Origin of the sequence: Mesorhizobium sp. AA22, assembly GCF_001672375.2 — a bacterium.
In the GTDB taxonomy this organism is placed as follows: Bacteria; Pseudomonadota; Alphaproteobacteria; order Rhizobiales; family Rhizobiaceae; genus Mesorhizobium; species Mesorhizobium wenxiniae.
The window spans coordinates 2,817,710-2,834,993 of the sequence record NZ_CP048406.1 but is presented as its reverse complement, the minus strand read 5'-3'; the positions used below and the strand labels follow the sequence as shown (position 1 = coordinate 2,834,993).

Below are 17,284 nucleotides of genomic sequence, written 5' to 3'. Positions count from 1 at the left end.
CGCAAGGCGATTTGTCGATCCGCAAGCTGCATCCGCCAAATGCTATTTTTCAGGTTGCCGTTCGAGGCGTTGAAGCATCACCCCAGGTTCCAATCAGCATCTGCATGAACCTCTCGGCGGGCGGTGAGAGTGATGCGCCGCGTCGACGCACGACCCCGATCGTGCGCGAGATTTCGGGATCGCGGATGGGCCTTGTAACCAGGAAGGGATGATCGCCCTGCGGGGTCGCCATGCGCGGCAGGACCGATATCCCGAGACCGGCTTCGACTAGACCGAGTGAGGTCGAGAGATGCGTCACTTCATAGGACCAGCGCAGCGCAAGGTTCGCCTTCGTCAGCGCTGCATCCAAGAGGATCCGGTTCGCGCTCGACCGATGAACGGTGATGAGCTGGTAGGGAACGAGATCCTGCCAGGTCAGGACATCCCTTGATGCCAGCGGATGTTCCTTTCGTGCGGCGAGCACGAAAGGGTCCTCGATCAGACGATCGAAGGTCAGGTCGGGATCAGACGAACCCATGATGTTGACCCCGAATTCGACCTCGCCGCGGGCGACCGCCTGAAGCCCGTCGGTCGCCGGAAGGTCGAGTATCCGGAAGCGGATGTTGGGGTACTGCGCATCGAACTGCCGGATCACTGAGGGCAAGAAGTAGAAGGCTGCCGTCGGCAGGCAGGCGATGGTGACAAGACCGCCTCGCCGCTCCCCAAGCTCGCGGAAGGCGAAGAGCGAACCATCAAATTCCTCCAGCATCCGGCGCACAAGCGGGACCAGCTCCCTGCCGACTGCGGTGGGCGCCACATGGCGCGTCGTCCGCTCCAAGAGGGGCGCGCCGATGGAGCTTTCGAGTTTCTGTATGCGACGACTCAGCGCCGGCTGCGAGAGATTGAGCGACTCCGCTGCCCGGTGGAAGCTCGCAAGCTCCACAACGAGTAGAAAGGCGCGGAGGTCCAGAATTTCACAGTTGATGTTCACAACGCATCAAACGCTCCGATTTTAGCATTTCTCATATTAATCGGATTCACGTAACAAACAAGACGATTGAACCGCCAAGCGCATGAAAGGGAGGATATCGCACGATGAACGATCTGATCCCCATTCCGTGCGCTCTGATGCGCGGCGGAACCTCCAAGGGGCCCTTCTTCCTCGCCTCCGATCTACCGTCCGATCCGGCCCTTCGCGATCAGATCCTGCTCTCGGTCATGGGGTCGGGGCATCCGCTGCAAATCGACGGGATAGGCGGTGGCAATCCGGTCACAAGCAAGGTGGCCATCGTGGGTCCCGCAAGCATTAAGGGCGCGGATGTCGACTATCTCTTTGCACAGGTGCGCGTCGACCAGCAGATCGTCGATACGTCCCCCAACTGCGGCAACATGCTTGCCGCCGTCGGTCCCTTCGCCATCGAGGCGGGGCTCGCGCCCGCGCAGGGTCCTACGACGCTCGTCCGGATACACAACGTCAACACCGGAAAGCTGATCGAGGCAGAAGTCCCGACGCCCAACGGTAGCGTCTCCTATCTTGGCGACGCGGCGATTGACGGCGTGCCAGGTAGCGCGGCGCCGATTGCGCTTACCTTCATGGATGCCGCAGGCTCCCGCACGGGCCAGCTATTTCCCACAGGCAAGCCGAACGAGGTCATCGGCGGCGTCAGTGTCACTTGCATCGACTGCGCCATGCCAATGATACTGCTTGAGGCGGAGGCCATCGGCGTCGGCGGATTCGAGACAGCCGCCGAACTAAACGGAAACAAGGCGCTGCTCGAACGGCTCGAGAGCCTGCGCATTGCCGCCGGTGAGCGAATGGGTATGGGCAATGTCAGCAACCAGGTGACACCGAAGCCGGTGCTGATTTCCCGGCCAAGAGCAGACGGCGACATCAATGTGCGCTATTTCATGCCGCACCAGTGCCATCCCTCGCTTGCCACGACAGGTGCTGTCGGGATCGCGACGGCCTGCATCTCCGAAAATACGGTGGCATCCCGCTTGATCGGCACTCGCAAACCACCGGTGGTCCTGTCGATCGAGCATCCAAGCGGTCATCTCGACGTCAAGCTTCAGGACAGGAATGGCAAGATCGTGGCGGGCATCCTGCGCACGGCTCGCCGTCTGTTCGAAGGATATGTTTTCGCAAAACCTGTCACGCAGGTCGTCTGCGCGGCATAATGACAGTGGCCGCCGGGAGGGCGCCACATAACCTGGAGGAAATAATCATGAGTAAGCTCATGCTCGCCCTTGCGGCAACCGTTGCTTTTGCCGGCTCCGCCCTGGCGGAACCAGTGCGCATCAGCGTCGGTTCCTACAATCTCAACAACCTGCCTTTCCCGGTCGCGGCAGGGCTCGGCCTATACGAAAAGCAAGGGCTGGAAGTGACCGTCGAGAACTTCGCGTCGGGCGGCTCGAAGACCCTTCAGGCGCTCGTCGCCGGCTCGACAGACATCGCCGTCGGCTTCTACGACCACACCATCCAGATGCAGTCCCAGAACAAGGCGGTCGTCGCATTCGTCCAGCTCTCCCGCAATTCCGGCCTCGTGCTGGCCGGCGGCAAGGACAGCGCCTTCGATCCGTCGAAGCCGGAGACGATCAAAGGCGCGAAAATCGGCATCACATCGCCTGGTTCCTCGTCCGACTTCTTTGTCCGCTACTATCTGCAGCGGAACGGCCTGTCGGCGGACGACGTGTCGCTGATCGGCGTCGGCTCCGGCTCTGCTGCTGTTGCAGCCCTCGAACAGGGCAAGGTCGACCTGCTCGTCAACTACGACCCGGCTGCCACCTTCATCGAAGCCAAGGGCGTGGGCAAGATCCTGATTGACGCACGCAGCGACGAAGGTGCCAAGGAAATCTACGGCGGCATCTATCCAACGTCGGTTCTCTACGCCACCCAGGACTATATCGACGCCAATCCGGAAACGGTCCAGAAGGTCACCAACGCAACAGTTGAGGCACTCGAATGGATGAACAGCCATTCCGCCGAAGAAATCGTCGAAAAGCTGCCAAAGGAGTTCATCTCAGGCGACCGCGGGACCTACATCAAGGCCGTCGAAAACGCCAAGGCGATCTTCTCGACGGATGGCCTCATCAATGAGGACGATGTCAAGACCCCACTCGCGGTTCTGAAAAGCTTCAACGAAAAGGTCGCGGCGGCTGAAATCGATCTTTCCAAGACATACACGAACGACTTCGTTGCCAAGGCGCCGCGCGCCGTCGCCAACTGACAGGGAGGATGTCATGGCACTGGCCGTAGTGAAATCCGCAACTCCGATGGAAAGTCCAGACAAACCAAAGCCAATGGTGTCGATCGATTCGGTCACTATGTCCTTTGGCACCTTCGTCGCCGTCCAGAATGTCAACCTGACCGTTGCGGATGGCGAGTTTCTGGCGATCGTGGGTCCGACGGGGTGCGGCAAGAGTACCATTCTCAACGCCATCGCCGGACTTCTGAAGCCGGCGAGCGGCACTGTCTCGATTGACGGGGCGCCGGTGGGCGGCGTGCAGAACAACATCGGCTATCTCTTCCAGCAGGACGCGCTTCTTCCGTGGAAGACGGCACTCGAAAATGTCGAGCTCGGGCCGATGTTCAAGGGAACAGGCGCGAACGAAAGGCGCGAACAGTCCATGAAATGGCTCGTCAAGGTGGGCTTGAAGGGCTTCGAGCAACGTTACCCGCACCAGCTTTCGGGCGGCCAGCGCAAGCGTGTTCAGATGGCGCAGGCGCTGATTACCGGCCCGAAGGTAATCCTGATGGACGAGCCCTTCTCGGCGCTCGACATCCACACCCGCCACCTGATGCAGAACGAGCTGCTCGCGCTGTGGCAGGAGGAGCGCCGCGCGGTGGTGATGATCACGCACGATCTCGAGGAAGCCATCGCGCTCGGCGACCGCGTGGTCGTCCTCGCTGCGGGGCCCTGCAGCCACGTGATCGACAGCTTCCCCGTCGATCTCGCCCGGCCGCGCGACGTCTCGGAAATTTAACTCGATCCGCGCTTCATGGATCTTTACCGCAACATCTGGTCGTCCCTGCGCGGCGAAGTGGAGAAAAGCTATGAACGCCATGACTGAACGCATGATCCAGCTGGGACTGCTGGTCGTCATTGTCGGCGGGTGGCAGCTCGGCGTGGAAGCCGGGGTGATCGATGTCTTCTTCTTCCCCGCACCCTTCGACATCATGAAACAGATCGTGGCCTGGATCATCGACCCGGGCTTTTACAGGCACGTGTCGATCACGCTCACCGAGACGGTGCTCGGATACGTGATTGGTACCGCCCTCGGCGTGGCGGCCGGCGTCTGGCTAGGGCTTAGCCGTGGCGCCTATCGCATCCTCGACCCGTTCATAAAGGCGCTGAACGCCATCCCCCGCGTGGTGCTCGCTCCGATCTTCGTGCTCTGGCTCGGCCTCGGGCTGTGGTCGAAGGTGGCGCTATCGGTGACGCTGGTGTTCTTCATCACCTTCTTCAACGCCATGCAGGGCGTGCGGGAAGTCAACCCGGTGGTGCTGGCGAACGCGCGGATCCTCGGCGCCAAGCGCTCAAGCCTGCTGACCCACGTCTACTTCCCGGCCGCGGCCAGCTGGATCCTCTCGTCGCTGCGCACCTCGGTGGGCTTCGCGGTGGTCGGCGCGATCATCGGCGAATACCTTGGCGCCTCCGCCGGCCTTGGCTATCTGATTGCCCAGGCGGAAGGCAACTTCGACGCGGTCGGCGTCTTCGCCGGCATTATGATCCTCGCGATGTTCGTGCTGATCATCGACCGCATCCTCGACTTCGCCGACGCCCGTCTGATCAAGTGGAGCCCGCATTCGACCGAGAGCCAGGCCACCTAACGGGTGCCGACGGCCGGTCGGCAATAATGCCGGCCGGCGACCAAGGTGACGACGGAACTGAGGCTAGCCGGGCGCTTGTTGCCCAGCGTCTGAGCCTAACCTGGTCGCTCCATCGACCTCGGCAAATTCGTAAATTGAGTGCCCATCAGGTCAAACGACCGAACCACGCCTCGGTCATTGGGGAGAACGGCTATGCACCTCAACGGCATGCTTTATGGGTCGAGGCTGCTCGGCCACGTCGACTTCCCGTGTCCGAGGTGCTCGGGCCCGACGCTGGCGAAGACGCGATCCAGGACCTGATCGCCCGCCACGGCCTGATCTTCGTCAAGCCGGTCTTCCGCGGCGGCGTCGGCAAGAAGGGCAAGGCGGGACTAATCGGCAAGGCGCGGGACCTCAAGACCGCGCTCGCCGAAAAGGAGCGGCTCTACTTCGCCGAGCACCGCCACGGCAACGCCTGCGCCAAGGCGAACGGCGTGACCTTCGAGGCTGGCATTCCCGCCGAGCACGAGGTCTATTTCGCCATCACCGACGACACGCATTTCCGCGCGCCGACCATGACGCTGACCCACCGCGGCGGCGTGGAAATCGAGGATCTCGATAAGTCCGACATCGCCACCATGCCCTTCGAGGCGCTCACGGGGCTCAAGGCCTTCGTGGTGGCGAACGCGCTGACGGATATTGGCGCGCCGCGGGAGATCATCTCGCCGCTGGTGCAGCACCTGCCGAAGCTCTGGGAGCTGATGCACCACTACGGCATGACGACGTTGGAGTTGAACCCGATCCGCATGCGTCCCGGGCGCGACGGGCGATTGGCGCCGGTGGCCTGCGACTTCAAGTGCGGCTTCGACCGCGACGATCCGCGCGTGGGTCGGCTCGGGCTGCCGGACCAGCTGTTCGCGGCAGACATCTCAGCCTTCGAGCAGGAGGTGAACCAACTCCGCACCCACCAGGGCCAGTCAGACGTCTTCGTGATCAACGAGAGCGGCACCATCCTTGCCCCGACCTTCGGCGGCGGCGCCAACAGCCTCGTCACCGAGGTGCTGGGCGAGGCGGCGATCATCTCGTCGGACTTCGGCGGCAACCCGCCCTACGAGAAGATGAAGGCGGTGGCCTCGATCTGCTACCGGCACTTCCTCGCGCAGACCAACGTGCTCTTCATCATCGGCGGCAAGTCGAACAACACCGACATCCTCGAGACCTTCCGCGGCATGGGCGACGCGCTGCGTGAATATTTCGCCGCGCACGGGCCGACGCCGCTCTACGTCGTCGTAGGACGCGGCGGTCCGAACCTGGTGCGCGGTATGGGCAACCTCGCCGAGACGCTGGAGTCCCTCGGCCTGCCCTACTGCTTCTTCGGCTTTGACAGCGCGATCTCCGAGGTCGTGAACTACGCCAAGCGCGTCGACACGTGGATGCGCGCCGGCGGCCGCGACGAGATCGCCGCTACCCTGGGGCTCAAGGCCGCGGCGGCCTGAGGGAGGACGGACATGTATCACAAGGGCATTGAAGGCTTTCCCTATTTCCTCGGCGTCCGGTCACTGGCCGATATCGCGACCCGCGACGACCGGGTCTGCGTACTCAACATCCTCGGCGGCGAGTCGCGCACGGTCACGCCGACCAGCCACGCCTTTTCCGGCGGCAACGTTGTCTTCGGCACCTCGCCCGGCCGCGGCGGGCAGATGCTTAAGACGCCCGTGGGCGATATCCCGGTCTACAACAACGTGCGCGAGGGGCTCGACGCCGGCCACGCCTTCGATACCGGCGTCGTCTACCTGCCGCCGTCGGGCGTGCGCGACGGCGTGGCCGAGCTCGTGCGGGTGAACCCGGGCTTGCGCAAGATCGTCATCATCACCGAGAAGATCTCCGTGCACGACGCCCGCGAGATTCGGGCGATGGCTCAGGCGAACGGCATCGACATCATCGGCGGTAACTGCCTCGGCGTCGCCGATTCGTGGAACCGCGTGCGCATCGGCGGCGCGCTCGGCGGCGACAAGCCAGAGGAGTCGCTGCTCAAAGGTTCGGTCGCGATCTTCTCGAACTCCGGCGGCTTCACCACGACGATCGCCCAGTATCTCGGCACTGCGGGCTGGGGCACGACGACGCTCGTCTCCTCCGGCAAGGACGTCTACATCCACTACGCCGCGCCCGATTTCGCCCACGCCTTCGGCAACGACGACCGTTCCAAGGCGGCGGTGCTCTATGCCGAACCCGGCGGCTACTACGAGCAGGGCATCGACTGGACGAAGCCCGTCGTCGCCTGCGTCGTCGGCCGCTGGAAGTCGAAGCTGACCCGTGCCGTCGGGCATGCCGGCGCTATGGCCGGCTCGGGCGACAGCGCCGAGGACAAGGAGCGCTGGTTCATGGAGGCCTTCGGCGTGCCTGGCCTCTTCACGCCCGAGAACCCGGTCGTATCCGCGAAAGGCGCCGTCGTTACCAACATCGCCGACATCCCCGCCGCCCTCACCGCGGTGATGGCGCTCAACGGCGCCGCGCCCGACTTCGCGCCGCGAGGGGACCTCGCGCTAAAGCCCTGGGTGGCCAACGACCAGGGCCTGCGGCTGCCGCCCGAACTCGCCATGCCGGCCGTCACCGCGCCCGAGCCCTATGCCGGCCAGATCGCCGCGCTCGGCGCCCAGGTCGGGGCGGTGGTCGCGCGGCAGAACATGAAGGACAAGTCCGGCGCGTCGGTCATGGACCCGAAAACCCAGGTGACGAGCGTGCACGGCCATTCAGTGCTCGATCTCGCGCTTGAGCCGCTGGAGGCGACTTTCGCCCTGCCGCTCGTGCACGAGATCGCCACCGAGAACGACCGGGCGATGCTCGACGTCGCGGTCGCAGCCGAGGTCAACCTCGTCGGCGACCCGATCCTCGTCGCCGCCGACGCGGCGCGGGAGGCCGGCAATGCTCCGAATGCGGTGATGGCAACCGCCGCCGCCATCGTCGGGCCGAAGCGCGTGGAGCGGGCGCTCGGCTGCACCCGGGCACTCATCGGGCTCTTCGCCCATTCGGGCCTCAGGGACGGGCGCGACGAGGAATTCGACGCCTCCGGGATTGGCTGTGACGATGCCACCCGCGCTCTGTTCCTGGCCACTGAGGCCGAGGCCGCCGACCCGCGTCCAGAGGCGATGCTCGCGGCGATCGCAGCCCGCGGCGGCAGGTCGGCGTTCCTGAAGTTCCTTGGAGGCCTCGGCGGCCGGTTGTCGCGGGACGCAATTCTCGCGGCCATCGCCACGACCATCGCCTGGGGGCCGCTGGTGCGCAAGCGCATCTCGCGCCTTACCGCCGAGACACTGCCCTGGTACCTCCGGCTCTATGGCGTCATGGTTGGCGCGACGATCCCCGGCGAGCACCACCGGTCGGGCTCGCTATGGGGCATCCCCCGCGACGAGCGCTTTGGGCAATGGACGATGGCCGACCTCTGCTTCCTCGCCATGACTGGAAAGAAGCCCACCCCCGAGGAGGCGCTGCCAATGCAGATGCTCGTCGGGCTCCTGATTTCGAACGGCCCTGGGTCGATCTCGGCTCAGGGTGCCAAGGGCGCGGTCTCGGCGGACGGGCCACAGACGCCCGCGCGCGTGCAAATTAACAAGGCGATGGTCGGCTTCCTTACCCATACCGGCTACAGCCACGGCGGCAACGGCTTCGAGGGCATGGCCTTCCTGCTCGAGCAATTCAAGGACACCGGGCTGACCGACCCCTCCGACCCAGCCCACGGCCTCGACCTGAAGCCGATGGCGACGGCGTTCGCGCGCACGTACCGCCGCGAGAAGGCCCAAGCCAAGGAGCTCGGCACTGAGGTCCGCGCGCTCCCCGGCGTCCACCACCCGGTCTTCAAAGGCAAGCCCGTCAACCACGATCCGCGCGAGCGCTTCATCGCGGAATTCATGGCGCGGCAAGGAAAGTACAACGTCTTCCACGCCTTCTACCGCGAGCTCGTCCAAGCACTCCACAATCAGGGGGCCTCGCCTTACGTTTTCTGCGTCAACGTTGACGCGGTAATTGCGGCGCTGCTGCTGGCGCTGCTGTGGAAGGACTTCAAGTCCGCCACCCTGACCGAGCGCGACCTGGAGACCGCTGCCTTTACCGTCTTCCTATACGGTCGCATGATCGGCGCGGCCGCCGAGATCGACGACCACCTGAACCGCGGCCGCAACATGGACACCCGCACCCCCCCGCCCGCCTGCGGCTTCGTGGTCTGATGGCGACCCCGCCCGCCACCCAACAGCGGTCCGCACCATCGCGATGCCGCTGCGGAATACTGAACTGATCCCACACCGGCCTTGGCTTTGACTTTAAGAATGACCGGAACCCGCACCCTTAGGGGTCATTTGCTTCGCCCGAATGGATGTCCGGCTTGGGTCAGATCGCGTCATGCGACGCTCGCAATTGAACGACCGCAGAGGGATCAGATCGCGTTATGCCTGCGTTCCTCAGAGCGTCGCCAGCCGGGAATTTGTTATGGTCTTTCCATAGGCTCGGCGCAGCGTCCGCTTCTCCTCCAGTGCAACGATGACGGGTGTGGCAAAATCCGTGTTGTACATGCCGGCAAGCCGTGTCAGCCCGCCTGGCGTGAAGACGTTGATCTCCAGAAGTTTGTCGCCGACGATGTCGAGCCCAACCAGAAACATGCCGTCGCTGATCAATTTGGGGCGCACCATCTCGGCAATGCCCAACATCGTGCCCGTTACCTTGACCTTGCGGGCTTTTCCGGCAGCATGGATATTGGACCGGACGTCGCCCTTGGCTGGAACGCGGCGAAAGGCTGCGTAATTGCCGTCGCGCGCCAGCGGCAGGCCGTTCATCAGGAAAAGACGCACGTCACCAGCCTTGGCCTCCGGAATGTAGACCTGCGCGATGAGATAGCCGGCGCCGCTGGCCGCCTCGAAGATCTGGTTGAGGTTGGAATCGGTAGGCTTTGCGATATGGAATACGTTCTTGCCACCCGACCCTTGCAGCGGTTTGACGATGCAGCCCTTCGAGTGGTTGTCGATAAATGCGCGGATCTCGGTGATATTGCGCGATATCAGGGTAGCCGGCCTGACCGCCTCGGGAAAGGACTGAAGGTAGAGCTTGCTCTGTGCCTGCCCCAGGCCGTCCGGATCGTTGACGACGATCACGCCGCGTTCTGCTGCGAGCCGCCCGAACATAACGCCTGCGTTAGCGGCCCATGGTCGATCGGTGACGTCCAGCGACGGGTCGTTGCGCAGAAACACAATGTCGATATCGCTTATCGCGAAGGTCTTTTTCTGCTTCGCGGCATCCTTCAGGGCAGCATGCAGCTTGTCGGGAGTCTTGTAGGAAGCATCCGGCAGAACCGCGACGCTGAGAGCCAGACCGTCATCCGGACGCAGTATGAAGTCGCCTGGTTCAACATAGACAACGGAATGGCCGCGCTGGGCGGCGGCCAGCGCCAACGCTGTCGTCGTGTAGGCGGGCGTCTCGCTCTCAATGGAATTGACAAAGAACGCAATGCGCATCGAGGAGACTCCGCTCAAGTTTCAACCATATCGATCGGATCGATTCCCGCCATCGCTTTCTTGAGGCGCGAACGCGCCGCGTCGGAAGACAGAAATGCAGGTTCTAGGCGCGGCGCGCGCAGCAGGCCGCGCGCGTTGAGTTCCTGGATCGGGCCGAAATGAGCGGCGGAGATCTTGCCGATCCAGAAGGGAGTGAGGCTGCCGCCATTCTTGAGATGATCGAGGATCTGCGCCAGGCCGCGCAGATAGATGGCGTCTTTTGCGAGGCCACCGCCTCGATAGACACGCAGAACGACGTTGAAGGCGCTGTGATCGTCGAGGCCGAAATCCCTGTGGAGAATGCGGAAGGCTTCCTCGAACGTTGCGGCGTCGAGCATCGCCTGACACGCGATGACCCTGGCCGCGATCAGCCTCAAGCGTGCTGCGGTCATGCCGCCGACCAGATATTCTGCCAGCACGGCCAGTCCCTCCTGCATGCCCTCGTAGCCGGCGAGCCCGTTGCGGAAGATGGCGAGCCCCTGCGCATCACCGTTGAAATAGGTCAGCAGATGAACACCGATCTCGTGACTGAGCAGCGCAGTCAGACGCTCCGATGGAAGGTTGGTATCGCGCGAAACCAGCAGTCGGTTTCGCGAGACCAGAAGGCCGGCCGGCAGGTCGCCGCGTATCTCCACGGAAGCATCGAAATCGGGGTAGGCGGCCCGGTATCCGGCGATCATGTCTCGCGCGGCCGCGGCAACGGCGTCAGCATCCAGGGCCTTCTGCCGGGCCGCTGAAGCAACTCGCGGTAGCCTTTCGAGAATAGTGCGTGCCCTCGCCGCCAGGCTCGGCTCCACGCTGCCATAGAGCGCGCGACCGAGTTCGACGAAGCGGGGCGTTTCGCGTGCCGCGAGCATCGACAGCTGGAGATCGAGTTCCTGCTGCTTTTCGGAGAGCAGCTTGGTCAGGAGCGGATCTTCCAGGTGATCGAGCGAGACCGAATAGAGCGTCCGCTTCTGGGCGGCGACCTCGAACTCGAGTGGCCTGTAGAGCAGCGCGGGCACACGCTCGAAGCCGCCTGCCCGGAATTCAAGCCAGGCCGGTTCGGCATTGATCGGCGTGACGGCAAGCAGGAAATCGAACGCCGACGCGACGTTGTCGAGCGCCCGATCAGCGCGCACGACGGCGTCGATATAGGCGCGGCGCCCCAGTGACCGATGGGTTGCCGGCTGTTCCAGACTTAATGCCCTCAGAAAGGCGCTGACGGCCTGAAGCGCGGAATCGACCATGTTGGCGACGATGAGGTCGTGGAGTTCAGGGTAGACGCGCTTGGTGCCCGGCACCCGGTAGATCGGTGCGAAGCGTACCGTCAGGCACGCCGCATCACCGAGATCATCCAGCAGCCGTGCTTCGGCGCGTGTCGTTGGGTTGAGTTCTTCGACGCGGGGCGTGCGGTATTTTGCTTCGCGTCCGGACGCAGCGGTGGCGAAGCGCTTGAGTGCCGCTCTCTCCGCCGCCGTGTCGCCGCAGGCCAGCGCAATCTCGAAGGGCGGCAGGAACGGAACATCCTCGGTCAGGAACCGGTCTTCGGCCAACTCGCCGATGTCCAGCATGAGGAATGCGCCGCAGTGATCGTGCATCCTCCGCGCCACCAGCCGCGCGACCTCGCCGGCGAGGCCGATGTCGGCCGCGATCAGATAGGACGCGTTGGCGGAGACGGCATGGAATGCCGCGTCCTGATGCGACCCGACATGGACGCATAGAAAGGGCAGCGGCCGATCCACGTGCAGACGGTTGCCGTTGCCGAACTCGCGGCGGATCGGCTTGCCGTCCCGGAAAAGCGCGTCCAAGTCCGATTCGATTTGCGCCAACGGCGCCGCGGGCTCAACGAGCTTGGGCTTCATCGCATGGCCCGCAGCGCCGACTCCAGGACCGGCACCGTAGACGCCAGCATGGCGCGCAGCCGTTCGATCGTTCCCCAGTCGGGATCGCCATTCCATTCGTCCATGAAAATCTTCTTGAACTCTACCGCGATGGCACAGCCGGTTTCTGGAAAATTGGCATGGACGAAACGGGCCTGTTCGCCCTTGCCCTGGAAGGATACATTCTCGCGCACGTCGATCGGCTCGTCGTTGAGGCGCTGGCCGCGAAGCGTCTCGATGAAAGCGTCGACGACCGGCGCCCAGCGCTCGCGGTCCATGGAAGACGTACCAATGTTGATGTCGGGCGCGACGTCGCGAGACGTAGGCATGGCCTCCGGCCCCTCGCGCCGGTGATTATAGCTATGGACGTCGACAAGAACGAACTTGCCATAGCGCCTCTCGATATCGGCGAGGATACGATTCAGCTCACGGTAGAAGGCGTCGTGAAAGGAAAGAGACTCCGTAACGATGTCCTCGTCCGGCTGCTCTCGCCAGACTTTCAGGCCCCAGGACTGGTCCGGCGACCGGTAGACCGCAGCGTCTCGCGCACGGTTCAGATCCACTTGGAAGCGTGACCGATGAACGATGATCTGGGTAGGAAAATCGGCGATGAAACGCTCGGTGAACGGGTCCTCTTCCCGACGCCGGTCAGGATCGGAGAGACACATGGCCGATCGACAAGCCCCGCCTACGTCGGTGCCGCTGTGGATAGCTGTACCGATTACAGGAGATTCTCCGAGCTTGATTGTCCAGCCTGCCGGTGATCCGCCCCGATCGTTGTTGGAAATCATCCTGTTCATAGTCCATCGAATGCGCGGAGAGTGCGGACGGTTCCGATTCATCGAACAAGCGATTTTTTAGCCCCGCCCTGAATCAGAAGGCTGCGCCCCGCTGCCAGCCGATCTCCCCCCTTGCGGGGGGAGATTGCGCTTTCACATCGTCCCGACCCCATCTCCTACTTGAAGGACAAGGTGCGGCCAGCCGATCTCCCTAGCTTCGCGAGGGCGAGGAACCCACGCTTATTGCGTGTCGGCATGGGCCCTGAGTTCTGCCCTCTTCTCGTCGGAGACGACGGCGAGGTCGAGCACCTTCTGCAATTCGGCCGCGTGGCGGAACGACGGCTCGGCCTGGACGCGGTTGCGCACCGCATCGACGAAGCGCTGGTAGTTGGTCGCCACCGTTCCGGCATCGAGAACCTGCCATTTTGCGTTCTCGATGTCCTCGCCCATGCACGCTTTCAGTTCCGAACCGGTCAGATTGTGCACGACCTCGATACCACCCTTGTCGCCATAGATGCGCAGCCGCAATTCGTTGAGATGACCGGTTGCCCAGCGGCTGGCATGGACGACGCCGAAGGCGCCGTTGCTGAAATCCAGCGCCATGGTGAAACTGTCGTTGGCGTCGAGCTCGTACTCGCCGATCCGGTTGCCGGGCGCCTTGTCGAAGGACCTGAGGCGGCAGAACACATGATCGATGTCGAGCGCCGCGCCATAGCTGGCGAAATCGAGGATGTGGATGCCGACATCGCCCAGCACGCCATTGGAGCCGTGGCCGCGTGACAGCCGCCACAGCCATTTCGGATCGGTGCGCCAGTCGCCCCAGAATTTGGAAACCAGCCAGCTCTGCAGATAGGACGCTTCGACGTGCCTCACCTGGCCGATCTCGCCGGCAAGCACCATGGCGCGCGCCCGCTGCAGCGGCGCGACGTTGCGATAGGTCAGGTTGACCATGTTGATGATGCCGGCTTGCTCGGCGGCATCGGCCATTTCACTGGCCCGCTGGTAATTTTCGGCCAGCGGTTTTTCGCACAGCACCGGCTTGCCCGCCGCGATCAGCATCATGGTGGTCGGATGGTGGATGCGGTCTGGCGTCACGTTCGCCACCGCGTCGAACTTATCCCATTCGAGCGCGTCTTCCAGCGATGCGAACCGGTTGGGGATTGCGTAGCTGTCCGAAAACTTGTCGACACGCGCGCGGTCGAGATCGACGGCGCCGACCAGTTCGACGCCTTCGATCCTGCTGAACTGCCTGGCATGCTCTTCCGCCATCCAACCGGTGCCGAGTATCAAAAGACGCATGATTCTTATCCTTAGGATGAGGGCTCATCTGCTTGTTCGATCATGGATTTTTCAGAACCGAAGCTTCGCGACAGCGGTCTAGCGAAACCCGGCTTCGCCCGCGGCATGGAGTTTTCCACCGCGCTCGACGATCGGCTCGAGCGCCTTTTCCACCGGCACGTTCGGCGCGTCGAGGATGGCTGGATGTGAGCCCTGCGGGTTGTGCGCCCATTTCACCGCATTGCGCAGCACCTTTTGGACATTCGCGTCGTGATAGGTCGGATAGGTCTCGTGACCTGGCCTGAAATAGAAGATGTTGCCGGCGCCGCGGCGCCAGGTCAGCCCCGACCGGAACACTTCGCCGCCCTGGAACCAGGAGATGAACACCGTTTCCAGCGGTTCCGGCACGGCGAACTGCTCGCCATACATCTCCTCGTTCTCGAGCTCGAAATACTCGCCGACCCCGGCAGCGATCGGGTGGTTGGGGCTCGTCACCCAGAGCCGCTCGCGCTCGCCGGCCTCGCGCCATTTCAGCGTGCAGGGCGTGCCCATCAGTTTCTTGAATATCTTCGAGAAATGGCCGGAATGAAGGATGATCAGCCCCATGCCTCCCCAGACGCGGCGCGCCACGCGCTCGACGACTTCGTCGTCGACGGCGCCATGATCCTTGTGTCCCCACCACAGCAGGACATCGGTTTGCGCCAAACGGTCGGCCGGCAGGCCATGCTCCGGTTGCTCGAGCGTCGCCCACGACACGGAAACGCCGGGGTCGAGCTTCAGCGCGTTGGCGATTGTTGCGTGCATGCCCTCGGGGTAGATCCCCGCGACCACGTCATTGGTCCGCTCATGGATATTCTCGCCCCAAACGACAGCGCGTATAGTCATGACATCCTCTTGATTGGTTGAAGCCGCCGCCCCGGTACATCCAGTCATAGTATCCCTGGCCGGGATTGAAAACGCTTTCGAGGTCGGTTGCTGACAATTGGGTGGAAATCAGGCGGGGAAAGTCCACACGGCAAAGCCAGCGGTCCTGGCGGGACAGCGCCCCCTCTGTCCTGCCGGACATCTCCCCACCTGGGGGAGATTGGATGTCACACCGGCTTTCGCAAATAGCCAACGTTGCAGGAACGAGCGGAGCGTCGCCCCACTTGTGGGGGAGATGTCCGGTAGGACAGAGGGGGGCGCGAAGGATCGCTACAGAGCGGCTTTCATTCTGCGCCGCTGCTGGTCTACGCGCCGTGCCTTTCCGACTGCATCAGCGATCTGGTTAGCCGCGCACGACGAGGCGTTTGATCTTGCCTTTCTTGAAGGCGTCGAGGAAACGGGCATAGTCCTTGAAAGCGACGCAGCCGCTCGATTCCGCGCGGCCGCCGCGCAGCAGGTAGGTGTGGGCAAGAAAGCCGTCGCGGCCGTACTTGTTCTTGCCATCGACGGGAATGAGACGCAGCGCCTCCACCCCATGGAAGCGCGATTCGCGCAGCCTCAAATCGTAGGTGTGGGGCGGTGTCGGGCCGACATTCTTCAGGTTGGCGTAGCGCGGCTGGTCGGCCATCGAGCCTCGTCCCGAATGCGCCTCGAGCCGCGAACCGTCCGGCATATAGACGGTTTTCGCCGAAATGTCGTAGACGGCGACGCCGCCGCCGATGCTGGGCTTGTTAAACAGGTTGCGGAAGACCCCGCCGCCCGCCGGGCTGTCGGGTTTGGCATAGGCCAGCATGTCTGCGGCCTTGGCCTTGGACCGCTTGGCCGGCTTGCTCGGGCTGCTTCGCATGCCCGGGCTGCTTTGCATGCCCCGGCTGGCTTGCATGCTTGGCATCGCCGCCGGTGACGAACTCCTCGGTGACAAGACTGGCGCCCGGGGTATCTCGACCTGTGGAGCGTCGGCCGTCTGCCCCTTGTTCGCTTTGGATGGCTGAGACTGCGCCTTGGCGGGCTTCGATGCCTGAACTTTGGGCGCTTTGGCCCTGGGTGCCTCGACGCCGGGCGCCTCGTCTGACTGATCGATTTCCGCCCGCGGGCGGAAGGTCGGCAAGGGGACGCTGTCAGGCATCTCGTCCTGCGGCGGCAGCGAGGCCATCTGCACCTCGCCCTCTTGCGGCTCCTGTGGAATAGAAGGCTCGCTTGCCGCAACAGCTGGGGGCAGCACGTCGATCATCTCTCCCGGCAATGCATTCGCAAGCGCCAGCGCCAGACGGGAGGATCGTTCGGATTCCGCAATCTCGGGCCCGAAGCGCACGGCCGCGGGACCATGCTGATCGGGCCGGCGCACCGGCTCCGCAGCTCGCCCGGCCGCCGGAAGGCTGGCAAGCATAGGAGGTGCCGCGGTGACGTGGGCGAAGGCAGCAGCGAGCTTTTGCGGCGACAGCGCGGCTTTCGCCACCACACTGTCGAAGCGCGCTTGGCGCGAGATTTTTGCGACAACAGGCACGGTATTCGGCTTCGCTAACGGCTTCAGACGCGCCAACTTGCCTTCATGCACGAAGCTCGCGGCAGCCTGCGCGCAACCGGCATCGCATCGGCTGAGCAGGGACGCCTGACGCTGTCGGCTTGCCAGTGACGGCGCCCACGAACTGGCCCATGAATTGGGAAGCGAGCGATCGGCGAGCGCGATGGTTCGCGGCGCGAGCAGGCTTTGCGGAAGACTGTTGGAGGCAGCGGTGAGCGAGGTTCCCATCGAATGGAGGCCGGCCATGGTCGCCACCGACCACAGAGCGATCGCAACGCCAACAACGGGAATCGCGACCCAGCGCAGGCCGGGCCTCATCGAAGTCAATCCAGTATCAGGATTATCACCCCGGCTTTTCAAACGCACAAACGCCATACAACCAACCTCAATCGGCCTTGCGGCATGCGGGGTTCGCAGCCGTCACAATCACAGTCGCCTAGTGCCCCCTGCACGCTTCGCGTCTGTTGCCGATTGATTCAAAAGATGGACAAACTTGGTTAACCAATCCCTCTACCGATCGCCGATTAGGCGAAGGTCGATATCAAAAAAGCTCCCTCCACGACTATGAAAATGGTGAAAATGTCCTCCGTATA

At 63.4% G+C, this 17,284-nt stretch carries 12 protein-coding genes and 1 pseudogene; 6 read left to right on the top strand and 7 right to left on the bottom strand.

Features of this window, described 5'->3' with window-relative positions; all coding sequences use genetic code 11:
* Positions 1-49: 49 nt before the first annotated feature.
* On the bottom strand, positions 50-970 hold the full coding sequence (locus A9K68_RS13775; protein ID WP_065006669.1) for a LysR family transcriptional regulator: 921 nt from the start codon (positions 968-970) through the stop codon (positions 50-52).
* Between the two features lie 104 nt (positions 971-1,074).
* On the opposite strand from A9K68_RS13775, the gene A9K68_RS13770 reads away from it, so the two are divergent.
* The 6 genes and pseudogenes from A9K68_RS13770 (at position 1,075) to A9K68_RS13745 (ending at position 9,009) form a co-directional block, all read left to right on the top strand.
* Positions 1,075-2,157, top strand: a complete 1,083-nt coding sequence (locus A9K68_RS13770) for a 4-oxalomesaconate tautomerase (protein WP_065006668.1) — start codon at positions 1,075-1,077, stop codon at positions 2,155-2,157.
* 47 nt (positions 2,158-2,204) lie between these two features.
* Positions 2,205-3,206, top strand: coding sequence for an ABC transporter substrate-binding protein (locus A9K68_RS13765; protein ID WP_065006763.1), 1,002 nt, complete (start codon positions 2,205-2,207; stop codon positions 3,204-3,206).
* Between the two features lie 13 nt (positions 3,207-3,219).
* Positions 3,220-4,050: pseudogene (locus tag A9K68_RS13760) on the top strand (ABC transporter ATP-binding protein).
* Entirely contained in the window at positions 4,034-4,810 is a 777-nt protein-coding gene (locus A9K68_RS13755) for an ABC transporter permease (protein ID WP_065006667.1), read from the top strand. The pseudogene A9K68_RS13760 and the gene A9K68_RS13755 overlap by 17 nt, the downstream one beginning before the upstream one ends.
* Positions 4,811-5,058: 248 nt before the next feature.
* A complete protein-coding gene (locus A9K68_RS13750) occupies positions 5,059-6,285 on the top strand; it encodes an ATP citrate lyase citrate-binding domain-containing protein (protein ID WP_246811370.1) in 1,227 nt (408 codons plus the stop codon).
* 12 nt (positions 6,286-6,297) lie between these two features.
* On the top strand, positions 6,298-9,009 hold the full coding sequence (locus A9K68_RS13745; RefSeq protein WP_065006666.1) for a CoA-binding protein: 2,712 nt from the start codon (positions 6,298-6,300) through the stop codon (positions 9,007-9,009).
* 231 nt (positions 9,010-9,240) lie between these two features.
* On the opposite strand, the gene A9K68_RS13740 is transcribed toward A9K68_RS13745, so the two are convergent.
* The 6 genes from A9K68_RS13740 to A9K68_RS13715 form a co-directional block, all read right to left on the bottom strand.
* Entirely contained in the window at positions 9,241-10,287 is a 1,047-nt protein-coding gene (locus A9K68_RS13740) for a glutathione synthetase (RefSeq protein WP_065006665.1), read from the bottom strand.
* Between the two features lie 14 nt (positions 10,288-10,301).
* The gene (locus tag A9K68_RS13735) at positions 10,302-12,116 is read right to left on the bottom strand and encodes a flavohemoglobin expression-modulating QEGLA motif protein (RefSeq protein WP_246811369.1); all 1,815 of its coding nucleotides are present in this window, start codon (positions 12,114-12,116) and stop codon (positions 10,302-10,304) included.
* 50 nt (positions 12,117-12,166) lie between these two features.
* Entirely contained in the window at positions 12,167-12,979 is an 813-nt protein-coding gene (locus A9K68_RS13730) for an N-formylglutamate amidohydrolase (RefSeq protein WP_246811413.1), read from the bottom strand.
* Between the two features lie 228 nt (positions 12,980-13,207).
* The gene (locus tag A9K68_RS13725; RefSeq protein WP_065006662.1) at positions 13,208-14,266 is read right to left on the bottom strand and encodes a Gfo/Idh/MocA family oxidoreductase; all 1,059 of its coding nucleotides are present in this window, start codon (positions 14,264-14,266) and stop codon (positions 13,208-13,210) included.
* 78 nt (positions 14,267-14,344) lie between these two features.
* Positions 14,345-15,130 carry a ThuA domain-containing protein gene (locus A9K68_RS13720; RefSeq protein ID WP_065006661.1) on the bottom strand — a complete coding sequence of 262 codons (786 nt, stop codon included), beginning with the start codon at positions 15,128-15,130 and terminating at the stop codon, positions 14,345-14,347.
* Positions 15,131-15,512: 382 nt separating this feature from the next.
* Positions 15,513-17,009: a tlde1 domain-containing protein gene (locus A9K68_RS13715; protein ID WP_065006660.1), complete on the bottom strand. Its 1,497-nt coding sequence runs from the start codon at positions 17,007-17,009 to the stop codon at positions 15,513-15,515.
* Between the last annotated feature and the right edge of the window lie 275 nt (positions 17,010-17,284).

Coding starts and splice junctions, on each gene's coding strand:
- A9K68_RS13765 (WP_065006763.1), top strand. CDS start 2,205: ATGAGTAAGCTCATGCTCGCCCTTGCGGCAACCGTTGCTTTTGCCGGC.
- A9K68_RS13745 (WP_065006666.1), top strand. CDS start 6,298: ATGTATCACAAGGGCATTGAAGGCTTTCCCTATTTCCTCGGCGTCCGG.
- A9K68_RS13725 (WP_065006662.1), bottom strand. CDS start 14,266: ATGCGTCTTTTGATACTCGGCACCGGTTGGATGGCGGAAGAGCATGCC.
- A9K68_RS13740 (WP_065006665.1), bottom strand. CDS start 10,287: ATGCGCATTGCGTTCTTTGTCAATTCCATTGAGAGCGAGACGCCCGCC.
- A9K68_RS13730 (WP_246811413.1), bottom strand. CDS start 12,979: ATGATTTCCAACAACGATCGGGGCGGATCACCGGCAGGCTGGACAATC.
- A9K68_RS13715 (WP_065006660.1), bottom strand. CDS start 17,009: ATGAGGCCCGGCCTGCGCTGGGTCGCGATTCCCGTTGTTGGCGTTGCG.
- A9K68_RS13755 (WP_065006667.1), top strand. CDS start 4,034: ATGAACGCCATGACTGAACGCATGATCCAGCTGGGACTGCTGGTCGTC.
- A9K68_RS13770 (WP_065006668.1), top strand. CDS start 1,075: ATGAACGATCTGATCCCCATTCCGTGCGCTCTGATGCGCGGCGGAACC.
- A9K68_RS13720 (WP_065006661.1), bottom strand. CDS start 15,130: ATGACTATACGCGCTGTCGTTTGGGGCGAGAATATCCATGAGCGGACC.